The 17,381-nt window shown below is 39.4% G+C and carries 15 protein-coding genes; 8 read left to right on the top strand and 7 right to left on the bottom strand.

Going from position 1 to position 17,381, the window contains the following annotated elements:
* Window positions 1-9: 9 nt before the first annotated feature.
* The 5 genes from HCR01_RS08490 (at window position 10) to HCR01_RS08470 (ending at window position 7,376) form a co-directional block, all read left to right on the top strand.
* A complete protein-coding gene (locus HCR01_RS08490; protein WP_193195790.1) occupies window positions 10-930 on the top strand; it encodes a histone deacetylase family protein in 921 nt (306 codons plus the stop codon).
* A 777-nt stretch (window positions 931-1,707) separates the two neighbouring features.
* On the top strand, window positions 1,708-1,845 hold the full coding sequence (locus tag HCR01_RS08485; RefSeq protein WP_191759159.1) for a hypothetical protein: 138 nt from the start codon (window positions 1,708-1,710) through the stop codon (window positions 1,843-1,845).
* A 175-nt stretch (window positions 1,846-2,020) separates the two neighbouring features.
* The gene (locus tag HCR01_RS08480) at window positions 2,021-2,467 is read left to right on the top strand and encodes a tellurite resistance TerB family protein (RefSeq protein ID WP_193195789.1); all 447 of its coding nucleotides are present in this window, start codon (window positions 2,021-2,023) and stop codon (window positions 2,465-2,467) included.
* A 192-nt stretch (window positions 2,468-2,659) separates the two neighbouring features.
* The gene (locus tag HCR01_RS08475; protein WP_193195788.1) at window positions 2,660-4,015 is read left to right on the top strand and encodes a UDP-N-acetylmuramoyl-tripeptide--D-alanyl-D-alanine ligase; all 1,356 of its coding nucleotides are present in this window, start codon (window positions 2,660-2,662) and stop codon (window positions 4,013-4,015) included.
* 1,450 nt (window positions 4,016-5,465) lie between these two features.
* A complete protein-coding gene (locus HCR01_RS08470; protein ID WP_193195787.1) occupies window positions 5,466-7,376 on the top strand; it encodes a choice-of-anchor Q domain-containing protein in 1,911 nt (636 codons plus the stop codon).
* A 141-nt stretch (window positions 7,377-7,517) separates the two neighbouring features.
* On the opposite strand, the gene HCR01_RS08465 is transcribed toward HCR01_RS08470, so the two are convergent.
* The 4 genes from HCR01_RS08465 to HCR01_RS08450 form a co-directional block, all read right to left on the bottom strand.
* Window positions 7,518-7,853 (bottom strand): hypothetical protein, encoded by a 336-nt coding sequence (locus HCR01_RS08465; RefSeq protein WP_193195786.1) that lies wholly within the window; start codon window positions 7,851-7,853, stop codon window positions 7,518-7,520.
* A 204-nt stretch (window positions 7,854-8,057) separates the two neighbouring features.
* Entirely contained in the window at window positions 8,058-8,459 is a 402-nt protein-coding gene (locus HCR01_RS08460; protein ID WP_193195785.1) for a fasciclin domain-containing protein, read from the bottom strand.
* A gap of 217 nt (window positions 8,460-8,676) precedes the next feature.
* Window positions 8,677-8,904 carry a hypothetical protein gene (locus tag HCR01_RS08455; protein WP_193195784.1) on the bottom strand — a complete coding sequence of 76 codons (228 nt, stop codon included), beginning with the start codon at window positions 8,902-8,904 and terminating at the stop codon, window positions 8,677-8,679.
* Between the two features lie 46 nt (window positions 8,905-8,950).
* The gene (locus HCR01_RS08450; protein WP_193195783.1) at window positions 8,951-9,220 is read right to left on the bottom strand and encodes a hypothetical protein; all 270 of its coding nucleotides are present in this window, start codon (window positions 9,218-9,220) and stop codon (window positions 8,951-8,953) included.
* A gap of 377 nt (window positions 9,221-9,597) precedes the next feature.
* Here HCR01_RS08450 and HCR01_RS08445 point away from each other — a divergent pair, with 377 nt between their 5' ends.
* Window positions 9,598-11,952 carry a tetratricopeptide repeat protein gene (locus HCR01_RS08445; protein WP_193195782.1) on the top strand — a complete coding sequence of 785 codons (2,355 nt, stop codon included), beginning with the start codon at window positions 9,598-9,600 and terminating at the stop codon, window positions 11,950-11,952.
* A gap of 44 nt (window positions 11,953-11,996) precedes the next feature.
* The gene (locus HCR01_RS08440; RefSeq protein WP_193195781.1) at window positions 11,997-12,545 is read left to right on the top strand and encodes a Uma2 family endonuclease; all 549 of its coding nucleotides are present in this window, start codon (window positions 11,997-11,999) and stop codon (window positions 12,543-12,545) included.
* A 71-nt stretch (window positions 12,546-12,616) separates the two neighbouring features.
* Here the strand turns inward: HCR01_RS08440 and HCR01_RS08435 are convergent, their stop codons facing one another.
* The 3 genes from HCR01_RS08435 to HCR01_RS08425 are packed head-to-tail and all read right to left on the bottom strand — an operon-like array spanning window position 12,617 to window position 15,625.
* Window positions 12,617-13,327 carry an actin-binding WH2 domain-containing protein gene (locus HCR01_RS08435; RefSeq protein ID WP_193195780.1) on the bottom strand — a complete coding sequence of 237 codons (711 nt, stop codon included), beginning with the start codon at window positions 13,325-13,327 and terminating at the stop codon, window positions 12,617-12,619.
* Window positions 13,328-13,350: 23 nt separating this feature from the next.
* Window positions 13,351-14,055, bottom strand: coding sequence for an actin-binding WH2 domain-containing protein (locus HCR01_RS08430; protein WP_193195779.1), 705 nt, complete (start codon window positions 14,053-14,055; stop codon window positions 13,351-13,353).
* 22 nt (window positions 14,056-14,077) lie between these two features.
* A complete protein-coding gene (locus HCR01_RS08425; protein ID WP_193195778.1) occupies window positions 14,078-15,625 on the bottom strand; it encodes an NAD(P)/FAD-dependent oxidoreductase in 1,548 nt (515 codons plus the stop codon).
* Between the two features lie 373 nt (window positions 15,626-15,998).
* Between HCR01_RS08425 and HCR01_RS08420 the strand changes: the two genes are divergently transcribed.
* A complete protein-coding gene (locus tag HCR01_RS08420; protein WP_193195777.1) occupies window positions 15,999-17,270 on the top strand; it encodes a glycosyltransferase in 1,272 nt (423 codons plus the stop codon).
* Window positions 17,271-17,381 lie beyond the last annotated feature (111 nt).

The following is a 17,381-nucleotide window of genomic DNA, read 5'->3' as shown; positions in this document are numbered from 1 at the left end:
TTTCGCCCTATGCTGCCAGTCATCTATTCTGATGAGTTTCTGGATCACAAAACTGGAAAATACCATCCTGAAAACCCAGAACGCTTGACGGCGATCGCTAACGCCTTAAGAACATCTGCGTTTGCCAAGAAAATTGAATGGCGATCGCCTACACCAGTAGCAGAAAGTCCGTCATTAATGCCTGTATTGGTAAAGGCTCACACCCCAGCATACATCAAGAAAGTTAGGGAAATTGCCTCTACTAGCGGTAGTTATTTGGATGGAGATACGCCTGTTTGCTCACGCAGCTATGATGTGGCATTGTTAGCCGTGAGTGCTTGGCTGGATGGAGTTGAGACTGTGCTGGCAACAGCAAATCCGGCTTTTGTGCTGGCGCGTCCACCGGGACACCATGCTGAAAGTGATGCAGGAATGGGTTTTTGCTTATTTTCTAATGCCGCGATCGCTGCTTTGTTTGCTCTAGAACAACCTGGAATTAATCGCGTCGCCATTTTAGATTGGGATGTGCATCATGGTAATGGTACACAGGCGATCATTGAAACTCATCCGCAAATTGCCTATTGTTCTCTACATCAATACCCTTGCTATCCTGGTACTGGGAGAGTTACAGAACGCGGCTTTCATAATAATGTATTAAATTTGCCCGTACCTCCTGGTAGTGATATCTCTGTATATCAGCCATTACTGGAAAAAAAGGTAGTGCCATTTTTAGCAAATTTTCAACCAGATTTACTAATTGTGAGTGCAGGTTACGATGCCAATGCCGCAGACCCTTTGGCAAGCATCAATTTGCAACCAGCAGATTATGGTTTATTTACTGATTGTTGTCTAGGACTAACTCGTAAAATTTTATTTGGTTTGGAAGGCGGTTACGATTTTGATACACTTTCTCAATCAGTTGTCGCTACAATTGAACGCTGTTTAATTTAGAACTTACCTGAGTTTGCTAGTTAGATCTGCATAATCCCATTTTGCAAGCAAGAATTATCAACGAATAAATAGTTGTGTAGTACTTTATTGCAAATAATTACTGTTAATTTAATTGGTTCTAGTGCGATCGCTAAACAAATTTTTCATATTCAGACGAATTTGTAAATTTGAGTATTTGCTTTTACTGCTAGATACTCTGCTTTGCACCGGCAGAAGCAATTCTATACTCTAGTGACATACTCCTACACTCTATTGCTTGCAATCGGTGTAGGAGTATGTCACCTAAAAATATTTTCTTTGTATTTTATTGATATAGGTTTCAACAATAAACGTTCGGTAGAGATTTCTAAGGATAATAGTTTCATTGTCTTTGTTACGGCTTATGTATTAATACGGTTCCTTTAACTCTTGTAGTTGATATTATTATCAATAATGTAAAAGCCAATAACGAAATAATAAGATTTTCATCTCTTCACAAGCTCTAGCTCATCAATAACTTAACCATATTGGATTTTGTGTAATTGATACCAGCTTAATAGCCAAACTCGCGTAAGTTTCAGGTGGCTAACTTTGGCATTAATCTCAGCCTCAGTACTTTCTTTTACAAATAACTGGTGAAATTCATTGAATCTTCAAAAATAAAAAGTTTAAGGAGTGTTCTGAAAGAGCTAAAGTTTTGTTAAGATGCAATTGCTAGCATTTTCTCAGCGAAATTCACCTATCGGGGTGTGGAGAAATAAAAAGCACTAGCAGCACAAACCTCAAAAGGTGAAGCCAATGACCACCTACATTTTCTTCGATGAAGCCCTGCGGATGTTTGCCAACGCTTATTTGATATCAGCAGTACTGTTAATAGCCGCTTCTGGTATAGGTTTGGCAGTAATTGAAACAATGGAAAAGACAGGAGAACCCTAACTTCACAGATGGCAGTGTATTTGTTGCCGAAAACCATTGGGTACAAGTGTTCGCCATAAAGAAATCCTGGGAACACTAGACTATGAAAGTCTCACAGCGTTGCAGCATTACCTGATATCACAGAACATACAGGTAGCTGTACCGCTATTGAGGCGCAAACCAAGGAGCTACTACAATGGGTCTATTCGACGCTGTGTTGGGCACTGAAAGCCAAGCCCAAACACTACTCAATCCAGCGGAAGCTTTTGCTGTGATCATTTTGGCTGCAACAACCTCAGATGGTTATCTTTCTGCCGAGCAAACAAATTGTATCACTTCTGTGCTGTCTCGGATGAAACTTTTTAAAAGTTATTCTAATGACCTGATGAACAGGCTGTTTGATAAAATTTTGGGCATTCTCCAGCGGGATGATTTTAATTTCTTATTTAATGCAGCGAAAGAATCTCTGTCTCAAGACTTGCGGGAAGCGGCTTTTGCTGTAGCCACCGATTTGGTCTTAGCCGAGGGGACAGTGAACGAAGAAGAAAAAAACTTTTTAAATGATTTATATCAAGCTTTAGGTGTTTCTAGTGAGATAGCAATACAAATTGTACAAGTAATCTTGATTAAAAACCGGGGATAGGTTAGCATTTTCCATGCCGGATCAAACTATATAAATAGTTTATAAACAAAGCGTGCCAAAAGAGTTAAGCTCTTTTGGCACTACTTTTGGTGTTATTGTGACTGTGTGTAAAAAGATTAACTAGAATACTTTATATTTCTTTGCTCACAAGAATTACCTATTACAATTCGGTTTTACTATTTTGAATTGCTTATGCCTTTTTCTGCCACCCTAACCCAACTGGTTGAAATTCTTTTGTGTCGACCTGTAAATTTATCTGAAGCTGCCTTAGCTCAAGTAAGCAGTGGTATACAAACAGATACCAGGATAATAAAGCCAGGTGAAGTATTTTTGGCTTTACGAGGTGAAAAGTTTGATGGACACCAGTTTGTGCCAACAGCGATCGCCAAGGGTGCGTTAGCAGCCATTGTGGATTTTGAATACGAAAATCCTGGGTTCCCTGTATTACAAGTAAAAGATACTCTCCAGGCATATCAAAAAATCGGCAGATGGTGGCGCGATCGCTTTGAGATTCCGGTGATTGGGGTAACGGGTTCTGTGGGCAAAACCACAACTAAGGAACTGCTCGCCGCAGTTTTGGCAACACAAGGAAGAGTTCACAAAACTTATGAGAATTACAACAACGAAATTGGTGTCCCAAAAACTCTCTTAGAACTTGGTGCAGAACATGACTACGCCGTGATTGAAATGGCAATGCGGGGTAGAGGACAAATTGCCGAATTGACGCAAATAGCGCGTCCGACTATTGGCGTGATTACCAATGTAGGGACGGCGCATATTGAGTTACTGGGTTCCGAAGAAGCGATCGCCGAGGCAAAATGTGAGTTATTGGCTGAAATGCCTGCTAATAGTGTGGCAATTCTCAACCACGATAATCCTCTATTAATCGCCACAGCAGCGAAAGTTTGGGCTGGACAAGTTGTGACTTATGGTTTTTCTGGTGGCGATATCCAAGGGTTATTAATTGATAACGAGACTGTAGAAGTAGCAGGAATCCAACTACCCTTACCATTGCCTGGTCGTCACAATGCGGCTAATTTCTTGGCGGCTTTAGCTGTGGCAAAGGTGTTAGGAATTGATTGGTCGTCGCTAAAAGCAGGTGTGATGGTGAATATGCCCACAGGGCGATCGCAGCGATTTGCTTTACCAAACGATGTTTTAATCTTAGATGAGACTTATAATGCTGCACCAGAAGCTATGTTAGCAGCGTTGCAGTTGTTGGCAGACACACCCGGAAAACGCAAGATTGCTGTGTTGGGTGCAATGAAAGAATTAGGAGAGCGATCGCAGCAGTTGCACTCCTCAGTCGGAGAAACAGTCAAAAAGTTGAATTTAGACGGTTTGCTGGTTTTAGTAGATGGACAAGATGCAGAAGCGATCGCTATGAGTGCCGAGGGCATACCATCTGAATGCTTTGCAACTCATGCTGATTTGGTGGCTAGGTTGAAGACATTTGTGCAAGCAGGCGATCGTTTATTGTTCAAAGCTGCTCATTCAGTAGGGCTAGATCGGGTTGTCAATCAGTTGCGTGCAGAATTCTCCAGATAAATTTTGTAGCTATTAGAAAAGAATTACAAATAATAGACTCAAATGGTAGAGACGAGATATATCTCGTCTCTACAAAGGTTTTGACATTAAAGAAAATCATTTTCACACTCTAATGCCTACTGGAATAGTTGTCATTCTGAGCGAAGCGTAGCCTTGTACGTCAAGTTTAAATTGATGGATATAGCGCAATACAGTTCAGTTAAGCCCAAAAAATTAAATTATGTAGGTTGGGTTGAGGAACGAAACCCAACGTTTGCAGGCCTTTGTTGGGTTTCACTGCGTTCAACCCAACCTACAATTATTCTTAACTGAACCGTATTGGGATATAGCGCGGTGAGTCAAGATCTGTAGGCAAAGATAAGTCTGTAGCAAGATCCCGCAGGGTACGCCGGACTAACTTAACAAAATACATAGTTTTAAGAAAGCTACGTCTTTGTCTTACGGAGAATAATCTCACCAACAGATATGTTTTTATAAGTAATTAATCAGATATAGCTAAGTAATCACCGTAGTTATGCATTGCTTGAGATAAAAATCATACTTAACAATTTAAATTATTCAGTGTGCTCAATAGATATACATCCATACCGTATAAATACAGACTTGAAAACTTTGCTCCGGCATCATCATGCACTGCTGTTCATCTAAAATTGTACTCTTCAAGGCAAGGTGAGGTCAGGAGCTAGGAGTCAGAATACAATAGCCTCCTGACGATTAATACTTTCTGGCTCCATAACTTAAATACTGATTTATTTTGGAAGCTGACATAGTTTTTAATGCTTCAGATATAAATTCATGAGCAAAATCTGGGATATTTACAGGCTAGCTTCTGTTCTGGGATTTAAATTATTTTATGTATTTTTTCTAATAATAAGTAGATAAAGTTATCAGAGGTAGCTGGGATATTTACGGACTAGCCTCTGCTCAGAGATTTAAATTATTTTATGTATTTGCTCTGACGGCAATTCGTTTTTAAAGTTTTTATGATAGGGCGTAACGTACATTAAGTGCTAAGTCATTCAGTGGGTTGTGAGCTAGACAGTTATCAAAAAATATTGATAATTAACCAACTATAATTGGCAAGCTCAACCGTAAACTCCACCTTTTGACTTATTTAATACAGGAAAAGTTTGCGGCCAAATTCAACATTACATAGCCACCATTATTTGGTGAGAAAATGGACACGTCAAATCATCTATTAGAAACTTGATGAGGACATCAGGGGCGAGATTTGTTTGCGAAATATTTGCCAGATTTGTTTAGGGAACAAGTCAGCAGAGTTCCTTTAAAGGAGCAATACTTGCTCAACTTTGTTATGGCAGTTACAGCTCTGATGTGCTGTTGACAAATTAGTTTTGAATCTTTCTCTCAGCAAACACGTAAGTTATATCTGCGTGATTTTTGAGTAGCAAGAAACAGTTAACCAAGCATAATGTAGAGGAATTCTTGAATGTCTACTATCACCGTCAATAATACCAAAGATAGTGGTGCTGGTTCGTTAAGAGATGCACTCGCCAAAGCTAAAACAGGTGACACGATCGCATTTGCACAAAATCTGGCGAACCAAAAGATTACTCTTACTAGCGGTGAATTGTCTGTTAAAAAGAGTATCACAATCGATGGTGCGGGAGCAGAGAACTTAATCATCAGTGGCAATAAAGCCAGCCGAATATTCTTCACAGCATACGGAACTGACATTACTCTAAAAAATTTGACCCTTACCGATGGATACAACACAGGAAAAGGCGGTGCAGTTAGAGTCAGTTCCTATAGCAAATTAACTGTGGCCAATGTTCAGTTCAATAATAATGTTGGCGGTCAAGGTGGAGGAATTCACGTTGGTTATCGTAGTGATGCCACAGTAATTGATAGCATCTTCAACAACAACGATGGTACTATTACCAAAAATGGTTTTAGTGCAGGTGCGATCGCTAACGACAATAATGGCTCGCTAACTGTCAAAGGCAGTCGATTCACTAATAACCGTGGTCAAACAGGTGGTGCAATTTACACCCAACTAGGCCCACTGACTGTAGAGAATTCCGTTTTTCTCAACAACCGCTCAAAAGATGGAGCCGCAGGAATTTTTGCAGATGGCGCAAGTAACGGCGGCCCTAGGGCTAAGCCTGATGCGCCAGGTGGCACAATTAAGGTCAGCGGGAGCTGGTTTGAGGGAAATCAGGGATCTGGTGCAGGCGGAGCGCTTTTTCTGTATACCTACGGCAAAGATAAGACAATTGTTGAAAATAGCACGATTCTCAATAATAAGGTCACTACCGATTATAGAGGCCTTGCTATGGGAGGGGGAGCACGACTTAATGGTAATGTGACGGTTCGCAATGTCACCTTTGCCAACAACACTTCCGAAAGACAAGGCGGTGGGTTGTGGTTAGATGGGGATACAACCTCAAAAAATGCGGTTATCAATATTGAGAACAGTACCTTTTCTGGGAACAAAGCAACTAGCGAAAAAGGTTATGGTGGCGCAATCACCATTAATCCCAGTGCATCTGCTAAGCTAAACGTTGTCAACTCTACACTTGTCAATAACTACGCCGAAAATAACGGAGGAGCGTTTTGGGTTGTTGGTAAGCAAACCGTGACACTCGCCAATTCAATCGTTGCTAACAATACAGCAAACAATCTCTTGGGGTCTGGTCAGCAGACCGCATTCCAGTTGCGTGATGGTGGCGGGAATATCGAGTTTCCATCTCCACCAAATAGCAAGAGTCCGAGAGTAACTGCTAATTCCCTTATTGCTGACCCTAAACTAGGTTCTCTGCAAAACATGAATGGTGTCTTGGTGCATCCGCTGCTAGCGGGTAGTCCCGCCATTAATGCAGGTATTACGGGCGCACCAACAATTGATGAGCGCGGTTTTAGCCGTGACAGTAAACCTGATATTGGGGCGTTTGAAGTTGGCGCTAAGAATATCGGCGGTGTCACGACGAATATAGACAAACTCAATGGCACCTCAGCGCGAGATGTCCTAATTGGTACTTCTAACCACGAGCGGATTACTGGTTTGCAAGGTGCAGATACACTCACAGGCGGTGGCGGTAATGACCAATTTATCTACACCAATGTACGCGATCGCGGTGACACAATTACTGACTTCGAGGTTGGCAAGGACAAAATAGTTTTCACCAAGTTACTCGACAGCCTAATTGCCACAGGTTACACTGGCAGCAACGCAATAGCTGATGGCTATGTGAAAGTCGTGCAAGGTAGTAGTGCTAAGAATTTCAGCGTGCAAATTGATGCTGATGGCCCCACTGGTCAGGACATTTTTAAATCTTTGATCACGGTGAACGTCACAAGTACAGACACCTTAAATAGCTCTACCAACTTTGTGTTTTAGGGCTTGATACCCAAAAATAGGAGAGAGGCGATGGGATCTCTCTCCCTAGTAATCTCATAGTTCCCACAAAGAGATATTAGAGGGTATGAGGAAGCCATAGATTGACTTTGAGTTTTTTGCCAAATCGTTCTGCGGTCAAGTTTAGGTGTTATTAGAAAGACTCAGATTGTTACTGTAGCGTCTCTGAAAAAGAATTGCTGCTAAATTAGTCAGCAAACAGCTGATTGCTAGCCACAGCAAAATATAAGTAGGAGGCATTACCACGCCAATCATGAACCAAGTATATACATGCAATATCATCACGAAAGCAAAAATGCTGGCTATTCCGGCAGATTGCCACACTTGATGTGATGGACGACGTAGTGCAGTCAGGCTAATTGTCAATAAGGTAGCAAGTAAGTTTGCTGGCACAAGAAAAGCACAAATACTAATGCAGTTGGTGCGAGAAAACTCAGTTAAGGTGTTGAAATCTAGCATCAATTTTATTGGGATAATGTTTATCTGCTTAGTAATTTAATTTAACTTATTTCCAAATAACGAAATTAACTTTAGCATATATAGTGAGTAATCACATTGTGAGTGTAACATAATTTAAAGCAAAATTTATCTTTAACAATTATGAATTATTAATTATAAATTATGGATTGCTGAGTATGGTGGGTAGCGCCCACCATAGCGGAATTAACCAGGCAAAATCACTGTATCGATAACGTGAACCACACCATTATCAGCTTCGATATCTGCTGCTAAAACAGTGGCATTTTTCACTTCAAAACCATCAGAAGAATCAATTTTAATGGGTGAACCTTCCACAGAATTAACCGTACCTAGCTCTGCCAGATCAGCCTGCAATAGCTTTCCTGAAACGACATGATACTTTAAAATTCGCGTTAGCTGAGGGATATTCTGTAACAGAGTTTGTATAGTTCCCGGTGGTAATTTGGCAAAAGCATCATCATTTGGTGCAAATACAGTAAATGGGCCAGGACTTTTTAATGTTTCCACTAAACCAGCGGCTTGTACAGCCGTTACCAGGGTTTTGAAAGAATCAGCATTAACTGCAATATCAACAATATCAGCCATATATCTTACCTAAATCTCTGCAAAAGATTTTAAAGGATAGTAAACCTATTTTAATTTTTATTAACCAAAATAAATAAGTTCACGCAGGTGGACTTGGTTTTTAAGGAGTTTAGGAGCACAGGGGTATAGGAATTTTAGATTTTGGATTGAACAATTTAAAATCCGTCTTGGAAAGTTCTGTTCGCCCAAGGTGCTGGCTCCCCTTGACTCCTGGCTCTTAACGCAAAGACTCAAAAATTACCGTTATTGTTATTAGACACAACAAGATAATTCCCAGTGGCAGCATAAACTGTTGCAAAAGGTACACCAGTATGGGGAGAATGTGAAAAACACGTAAACCACTTGATAGAGCATAGGCGATCGCAAAGCCAAACAGCATCAACAAGAAATATTTCAGAGACTTAGAGGCCAAGCGGAATAGAAGCGTATCTTGATTTGTAGTCATAAGTTTACTCACGAAAGTAGCTAAATTGTTAGTAGTGAATATTTTTTTACAGGTAGCCAATCACCTTACTAGGTGAATAGTAAATAGACTCTTGCTGTTTTTGTTGAGTATCTTGCTTTTCGTTATTGGCTAATAGCTGGAATGCGATAAACAAAACAAACAACAACAGCAGAAACGAGCCTAAACCAGAGGGATACTTATTTATTTCTCGCTCTATACCACATTTGAGGCAGACATATCTATTGGGATTACCTGTATCTTGAGCAAAGGGGCAATAACTCGGATTGCAATCATGATGACAATTTTTGTCCAACATTATTGAACCTCCTGTAGGGTGAAAACTTACATAATGGTTGTAAACACGCCTCTACAGAATCTAGTTAGTTAATACCTACTGCCTATTTAGTAAACACCACTTTCATGAGTCATTAATATCAGCGGGTAAGAGTAATATCTGTGATTTACTAAGCTTGCAGTAGCAGCGCTGGTAAAATCTCTCCTCAACCACATTTTCTTGGCGCTTAACTTAACTTCGACTGTATTAATTACAAGAGTAATACAATCTACTATGGCTTGCAGTCGGATAAAGTAGTTTAATATTCGGTAGGAAAAAGTAGTTTGTAGTATGACCAGTAGGAATAAGTACTAAAAATATAGTTATAATGAAGTAAAAATGATACATCAAGTCAGCAAATGGGTGCAGAAGAAGCCTTAGAGTTTGTAGACAGCTTAGTTTTTCTCAAGACGGGAGAACACTTAGATAAAACTCAAAGGATTATCTTGGTTCATTTGTGGGAGGATGAAAAGCGGACTTACCAGGATATTGGCAACAGTTGCAGTTATACAGAAGCGCATTTAAAAGCAGTTGGTGCAGGACTTTGGCATCTACTATCAGATGTTTTAGGAGAGAAAGTCTCAAAATCAACCTTCCAAGGCGTGGTTCAGGGATTTTGGACAACCCAGCACTCACAAAAATCTCATGTCCTCAATTTAAGCAGTAACAATACTAAACCCCAAGATATAGATTCTAGCTTTATAGGACGCGATCGCGAAATAGCCGAGATCCACACCCTCGTTAGTAGAGAAGCAAAAGTTATTCTCATCCAAGGTGAAGGCGGTGTTGGCAAAACAACCTTAGCACGTAAATATTTTAAAAATCAAAAGTTTGATTTTGTTCTAGAACTATGGATGGCTACAGAAATCCAAAACCTCACCCCTGTAGAGAGTGTGGTGGAGGAATGGCTACGGCGAGACTTTAACGAAGAACCAGGACGCGATTTTGGCATCAACTTAGAGCGACTGCGGCGGAAGTTGCGAGAGCATACTCCCAAAATTGGCGTATTTATCGACAACCTAGAAACTGCTCTAGATAAAAATGGCAAGTTCCTAGAATGTCGTCGGCCTTATGTTGAGTTATTAAGAGTATTAGCAGATCCAGATGTACATTCTGTTACCTTAGTAACAAGTCGTGAGCGTTTGCGTGAGTCTAGTATAGAAGTTCATCTTTACACCTTAGAAGGGTTAGATGATGAAGCGTGGCGGCAATTTTTCAGCCGTCGCCAAATAAATTGTGATTCTACTGTTCTCAGTGAAATGTGCAAAGCTTATGGAGGTAACGCCAAAGCAATGCAAATTCTCCGAGGCGCTATCTTGACGGATTTTAATGGCGATATAAATGCTTATTGGCAAGAAAATCGCACAGATTTGTTAATAGAAAGAGAGTTAAAAGATTTAGTCGCCAGTCAATTTACCCGTCTCCAACAGATTGATATTGAAGCTTATTGCTTACTGTATCGTTTAGGATGCTATCGCTATCAAGATATTCCTTCTATACCTATCGAGGGAGTTTTATGCTTGCTTTGGGATGTACCTGAACAACAGTGTAAACGTGTAATCAAAGCCTTGCAAGATTTGTCTTTAATAGAAACTAAAAAAGGGCAATACTGGCTACACCCTGTAATTCGTGATGAAGCAATCAGTAGATTAAGGTTAGTAGGCGAAGAATGGGAAATAGTGAACCGCAAAGCAGCAGATTTTTGGACACAAAAGGTTGAAATAGTCAAAAATATTACAGATGCCTTGACAGCTTTAGAAGCATATTATCACTATGTAGAAATTAGTGATTTTGAGCAAGCTGGTGATGTAATTTTACAAGGGCGAGGTCAACAGTGGAGTACAGGATTACCTTTAGGTTCCTCGTTTTATCAGTTGGGATTGCTCCAGAAAAATTTTTCTGTGATTAAGCGGATAATAGATGATATCAAATCGCAAGAAAGATTAATTAAACTTTACATTATCCTGGGCTATACATATCGAATTATCGGTTGTATTAGAGAAGCTATAGAGTGCTATGAAAGATCAAGTGAAATATTAGATAATTTAGATGTAAAGCCAACAAAAATTTCTATTTGGTTCAATAAAGGACTTTGTAAGCTTGAACTGGGGGAAATGGAAGCAGCTGAAGATTGTTTCATTTCTGTTTGCAGCCTTGCTGAACAAAATAGCCAGCTTGATGATTACATGGCTTATGCTCAATGTTGTTTGGCTTTAATCAAATCATGTTCTGGTAGTAGAGAAGATGCCTTTTATATTGCAGAAGAGGCATTTTCTGCAATGTCATTATCAAGTAGAGTAACTTTATGGGGAATAGGACATAGTTTAATAACTCTCTGCTTAACTTACAAAAATTTAGGGAATACTAAAAAATCGTTTGATTTGTGCAAAAGAGCTATATTTCACTCTGACGATAACAACTTTACCCAGATTAAGGCTAAAGCTATAAGTTGCCTAGCTGAGTTGTATCGTGAACAAGGAGAATTTGCTAGAGCGCTTTTTCACCATTCAGAAGCAATAGAAATTCTGGATAAGATAGGTGCTAAATCAGATTTAGCCGAGGCTTATTTTCAACGTGCGTTGACTTATCAAAAAATGAATGAAATTAATAAAAGTCGGGAAGATTTTGTTCAAGCGATCGCTCTTTTTAATGAAATGCAAGCACCTAGGCAAATTCAGAAAGTAGAAACAGCAATGGAGTGTTTTGAGAAATAAGTAGTAATAATATTAGTAAGTGCTGTCCAGGAGAATAGATAGTCATGGTAACTGCTACAGTTATTACAAATGTGTCACCAGATGTTTCTTTAGAAGACTGGATGCAAAATCCCCCTGATAATACAGAATGGGTGGATGGGGAATTAGTGGAGAAAAATGGAGTGACACTAAAGCATAGTCGGATTCAAGCCAATGTAGCTTATTACTGGAGAAATTACAAAGATTCTAGCGGACAAGGGGGACAAGTTTATACAGAAGTACCCTGTCGCACTAACAAACAGGGACGTGTTCCTGATGTTGCTTATCTCACACCAGAATTAATTACTCAGTTTGGCGAACCCGCTGCGTTACCCCAAAGTTTTCCACTAATTGCTGAGATTGTTTCCCCTACAGATATTGCTGAAGAGATTATTGCCAAATCTCAAGAATATTTGCAATCTCAAGGTGAAGAAGTATGGTTAGTATTTCCAGAAAACCGTTGGATTATTGTGATCACTCAAAACCAGCAATTTGTATTTATTTCTGGTGAGGTTGTCAGCACTCAAACTGTGCTAAAAGGTTTCAGCGTAGCAGTCGATGAATTATTGGCTTGATAACGCAAGATTCCCGACTTTTCTAAAAAGTCGGGAATCTTAAATCTGAGCCGAGGCGATAAAATCTGAAATTAACGGAAACCTAAAATTTCCGAAACCGCCGCTACAATATCAAGATAAAAGTTGCCTTTCACGGCGCGAAACAACTCAAATTTAGAGTCAGGAGCACCAAAAAACGGTCTGAGAAACCATCCTAACTGTACGCCAACAAAAGCATAAAGTAATAACCAGGATCTTAAAATAGTAGTACGGGTTTTTTTGCCGACTTCGTCTTGTTGGGAAAGTAACTGCATTCCCTCATACAGGAACCTAACGCCAAAAATACCTGTGATGCCAAAAATTAATACATTCAACAGTTTAAAAAATTGATAAGAGTCGGGAGTAGTGATCAGAAAAAATAGTGTTACAGGTGCCAAACTGAATAAAAGCACACTAATCACTGATACAGATGTGAGTAACACAACAAAATGCTGTTGAATACTGCTTCGAGAACCAAACAAAACATTAAAAAAGAATAAAGTCGGAAAACAAATGATGAGTGTTAATAAGTAGAAAGCTGGGAGTTTGATCGCACCAGATAAAGCCTGCGCCCAACTGTGAGATGCGCCGATAATTGCACCATAAATAGCAAAGAAAATGGAACTAGAAACGAACAGAGAACTGATTTTATTTTGTAGTCGCACTCCCTGACGAATTTCTTCTAAAAACCCCTGGCGATCGCGTAGTAAATTAACTAAGACACCAAATTGTTGAATTTCACGAGATTTATTTTTTTCTAACATAATCTTTTGAGATTAATGATTAATTAACGAAATCCTAATAGATAGGTAATAGCTTGAATTACACTTAAATAGAAATTGCCTTCTCGTTCGCGAAACAGTTGAAATACAGAGTCAGGTGTACCAAAAAACGGTCTGAGAGTCCATCCTAGTTGACTACCTACAAAAGCATAAAGAAATAGCCAAAATTGCAGAATCTTTTGGCGCGTATTACTACCTTCATTCTCTTGTTCTAAAACCAAACTTGTAGCGTGATATAAAGACGAAATACCAATAAATCCAGTTATTGCAAAGAGAAATACATTTAATAAAATTAAAAACTGGTAATTATTAGTAGTAATCAGAAAAAATAGTGTGATTGGTGCAAAGCTAAATAAAAGCACACTAGTAACTGAAACCGCAGTTAGCACTAATGCTAAATGCTGACCAAAAGTCCGCTTTGAACCAAAAATAATATTAGCAAAGTACAAAGTCGGTATACAAATCAGCAGTGTGATTAAATAGAGAGCTGGCAGTTTAATGGCGGAAGATAAAGCTTGCATCCAGCTATGGTATGCACCAATAATTCCGCCATAAATAGCGAGAAATATGGAACTACAAACTAGCAGAGAAATGATTTTATTTGGTAATCTCGTACCTTGTCGAACTTCCTCTAAAAATCCATTGCGATCGCGCAATAATTCAATCAATACTGCAAAGTACTTGATCCCTGATGATTTCCGCTCAATCATGTTATCCTCACACACATATTATTCAAGTTCCATCCGAATAATCAGCGCCAGAACCATACTTCCATGCATCAACCAAACGATGCCAATAATATTGTTGTTCGCTTGGTTGATTCTTAAGCCATGTTTCTAACATTGGGCTTAACCAAAATAAGGCAGTATAAACACCCAAATTTCTATAATGCACCATCCAATCTAGTAAACTTCCCAAACCTACTTGCGGAATTATTTTGGCAACTAATCCCGGATGTGCCAAACCAGTTTTTAACAATGTTTGTGTCAGCGCCGAAAACTGCACTATATCTTGCAAAAATGGTTTTAACACTGGCGTACCCAACTGTTGCATTTCTTGAAACACAGCAGAGAGCAGTTGGTTAATTTGATCTGGGGCAATCTTCTGATTCACGCCGACACTCATTGCCCTTTGAAACAACCAAGTAACAGTCAAACTAGGCTGATAAGGTTGCAGTAGTGACAGTGCTTTAGCAGATAATTGCTCAGTTTGTAGTGCCTCGTAGATGCCAAATGTTAAACGCTTTAGGTGACGCACCATCGCACCAAAACCACCAAAACTCAAGGGTGATTGACTCCCACTGCTATCTCCCACTGGCACAATGCGGCTCCAAGGGGTTTTGAGGGGACTTTGGCGATAGGTAGGAAAGAATCCAAACAGCGCTCGTTGAAACTTTAACTGGCTCAATTCCACACCTTGGTATTCTGGTAAGAGACGCAGATATTCTTCAAATAGAGCTTCCAAACTTAAGCGTTGTGGATGTGCATCCATGTAAGTGAATAAGTAAGTGGTTCTGCCATCTCTGGCTGGGAAGGCTTCCCAGAAGTACTGGCATTGATTCTGCAAGGATGTAAATGATAATAACAAGTCGCCTGAGTGATTTTCCGGAAAACCTTGGGCGCAACTTCCCACTACTAGGCAAAGGGCATCTGGTTTCTTTCCTTGGCGTGCTTGCTGGGTGATGGGAGAAAGATGCCCCATTGCATCGATTAACAATCTAGCTTTGAATTGGTTATTTACGATCACCCCATCTGGATGAACTACGGCTTCGGTAAAAGGTGTATTTTCTAACAACTTTCCACCAGCAGACAAAAATTTTGTTTTCAAGGTAGCCAGTAAATAAACTGGATCTATGCCAATATTTAGCACATCCTCTACCCAAACTTCTGTACCACCGTGAAAGCTGACTCGTGCTGGGTTATATTTGGTAGCGATCGCTTGTTCTAATTCCGCATCTGTCAATAGGTTTAATTCCAAAAATACATTTAACTCATCTTGAGAGATATTCCATTCTTGTTCTCTACCACGTAAGATCCCCCTTTCTATAAGTGCCACTCGCAATCCCTTCACAGCTAAGGCACAACCAATTAAAATTCCTAATGTGCTACCGCAAATAATTACATCCCAGTCAATATTACCTAAAGGTTGCTGACTTTCTTTAACTAATGTTGGCACTGGTGCAGTGTTTTCTCTGAGTGATGTTAAGATGCGATCGCCTTGACGCAATCCTCCCAGAACATCGCCCGGTAGTTGGGAAAGAATCTTTTCAGTTAAGGACATAAAAGTTAATTTCAGCAGAGTTACTAGTACTGATCGTATCTTTGCTAGATTTTTTAGCGTGATTTTTCAGATAAAATCTTGACTCTCATCATTAATAATCTGCGCTTATGATCAGTACTAATAAAATAGCTCTCAATTTGTCGATTTTTAAATGCCAAATCATTTTGCTGTAGGCTTTGTAGGCTTTTAATCAGCATTAAAAAACATGCGTTGCTTTACTGTTTCTTTAAAAATATTTATTTAAAATTTTATTTCCTTTAAATAGAGAACAAATATATACTTAAAAATATTGTTATAACAAGAGAGAACTTTAGAGCAAAAGTAAGCTTCGCATCAGGCTATAAACAGTCAATACGCTTTTAAGTGTTTCCCTATGAAAATCGCCTTTATAGTCGGGAAGTTTCCTGTATTATCAGAGACATTTGTTCTGAACCAAATTATAGGTTTGATTTGCCGTGGACATGAGGTAGATATTTACGGTTATCAACCAGATGATACTTTTAAAGTTCATCCAGACGTAGCAAAATATCACCTATTAGCTCGTACCTACTATCCACCAGAAATACCCAGAAATTATTTTTTGCGTTTCCTCAAAGGTCTGCAATTAGTACTCACAAATTTTCATACAGCTCCTTTAGTATTATTGCGATCGCTCAACTTGTTCAAGTATGGTGGGCGATCAACCTCCTTGCGCTTACTGTACTCAGTTATCCGGCTATTAAAAGCTCAGCCGTATGATATCATACATTGCCAATTTGGAACATTCGCCCAAGAAGGCCTAATTTTGCGTGATATTGGCGCCATCCAAGGAAAGTTAATTACTACATTTCGGGGTTACGATATCAGCCAAGTTGTTCAGCAACGTGGAGAAGATGTTTATGACTCACTATTTGCTAAAGGAGATTTTTTCTTAGCAAATTGCGAGTATTTCAAGAAAAGAGCCATCAAACTAGGTTGTGATGAGAAAAAAATCGTCGTGCATGGTTCCGGGATAGATAGCAGTCGGTTTCCGTTTAAACTTAGAAATCCTCATCCCGATGGCAAGGTTCGCATTACGACAACTGGTCGTCTGATCGAAAAAAAAGGCATAGAATATAGCATACGTGCTGTTGCTAAAGTATCCAGTATTCATCAGAACATCGAGTACAATATCATCGGTGATGGATATTTAAAAGAAAATTTACAACAGTTAATTGAGGAACTAAATATTGCAGATAAAGTCCAGCTTCTAGGTTGGAAAAATCAGCCAGAAATTATTGAGATTCTCGACAATTCCGATATATTCATGGCTCCCAGTGTTACAGCTACAAATGGCGATCAAGATGCTCCTGTCAATACTTTAAAAGAAGCAATGTTGATGACTTTGCCAGTTATAGCTACTCGTCACGGTGGTATCCCTGAACTTGTGCAAGATAGTATTTCTGGTTTTCTAGTTCCAGAACGAGATGCTGATGCGATCGCAGAGAAATTAAGTTATCTCATAGAACATCCAGAAATTTGGTCACAGATGGGTCAAGCAGGTCGTACCTATGTAGAATCAAACTACGACATCAACAAGCTAAACGATGAGCTAGTCCAAATTTATCGACAAGTATTGATAAATGATCTGCAATCTCAAGATTTGGCGCTATTAGCTTCAACATGAGGTTTTGCAGTAAACTATACATTTCTCAAGAAATGGAAATAGCAATGCAATATCAACTACAGACGCTCATTACAAAAGTAGAAATCTAAAATTTTCATCTTTCAACTTTCA

This window comes from Nostoc sp. MG11 (assembly GCF_014904695.1).
Lineage (GTDB): Bacteria > Cyanobacteriota > Cyanobacteriia > Cyanobacteriales > Nostocaceae > Komarekiella.
The sequence above is the reverse complement of the archived record's forward strand: the minus strand, read 5'-3'. Positions and strand labels throughout refer to the sequence as shown.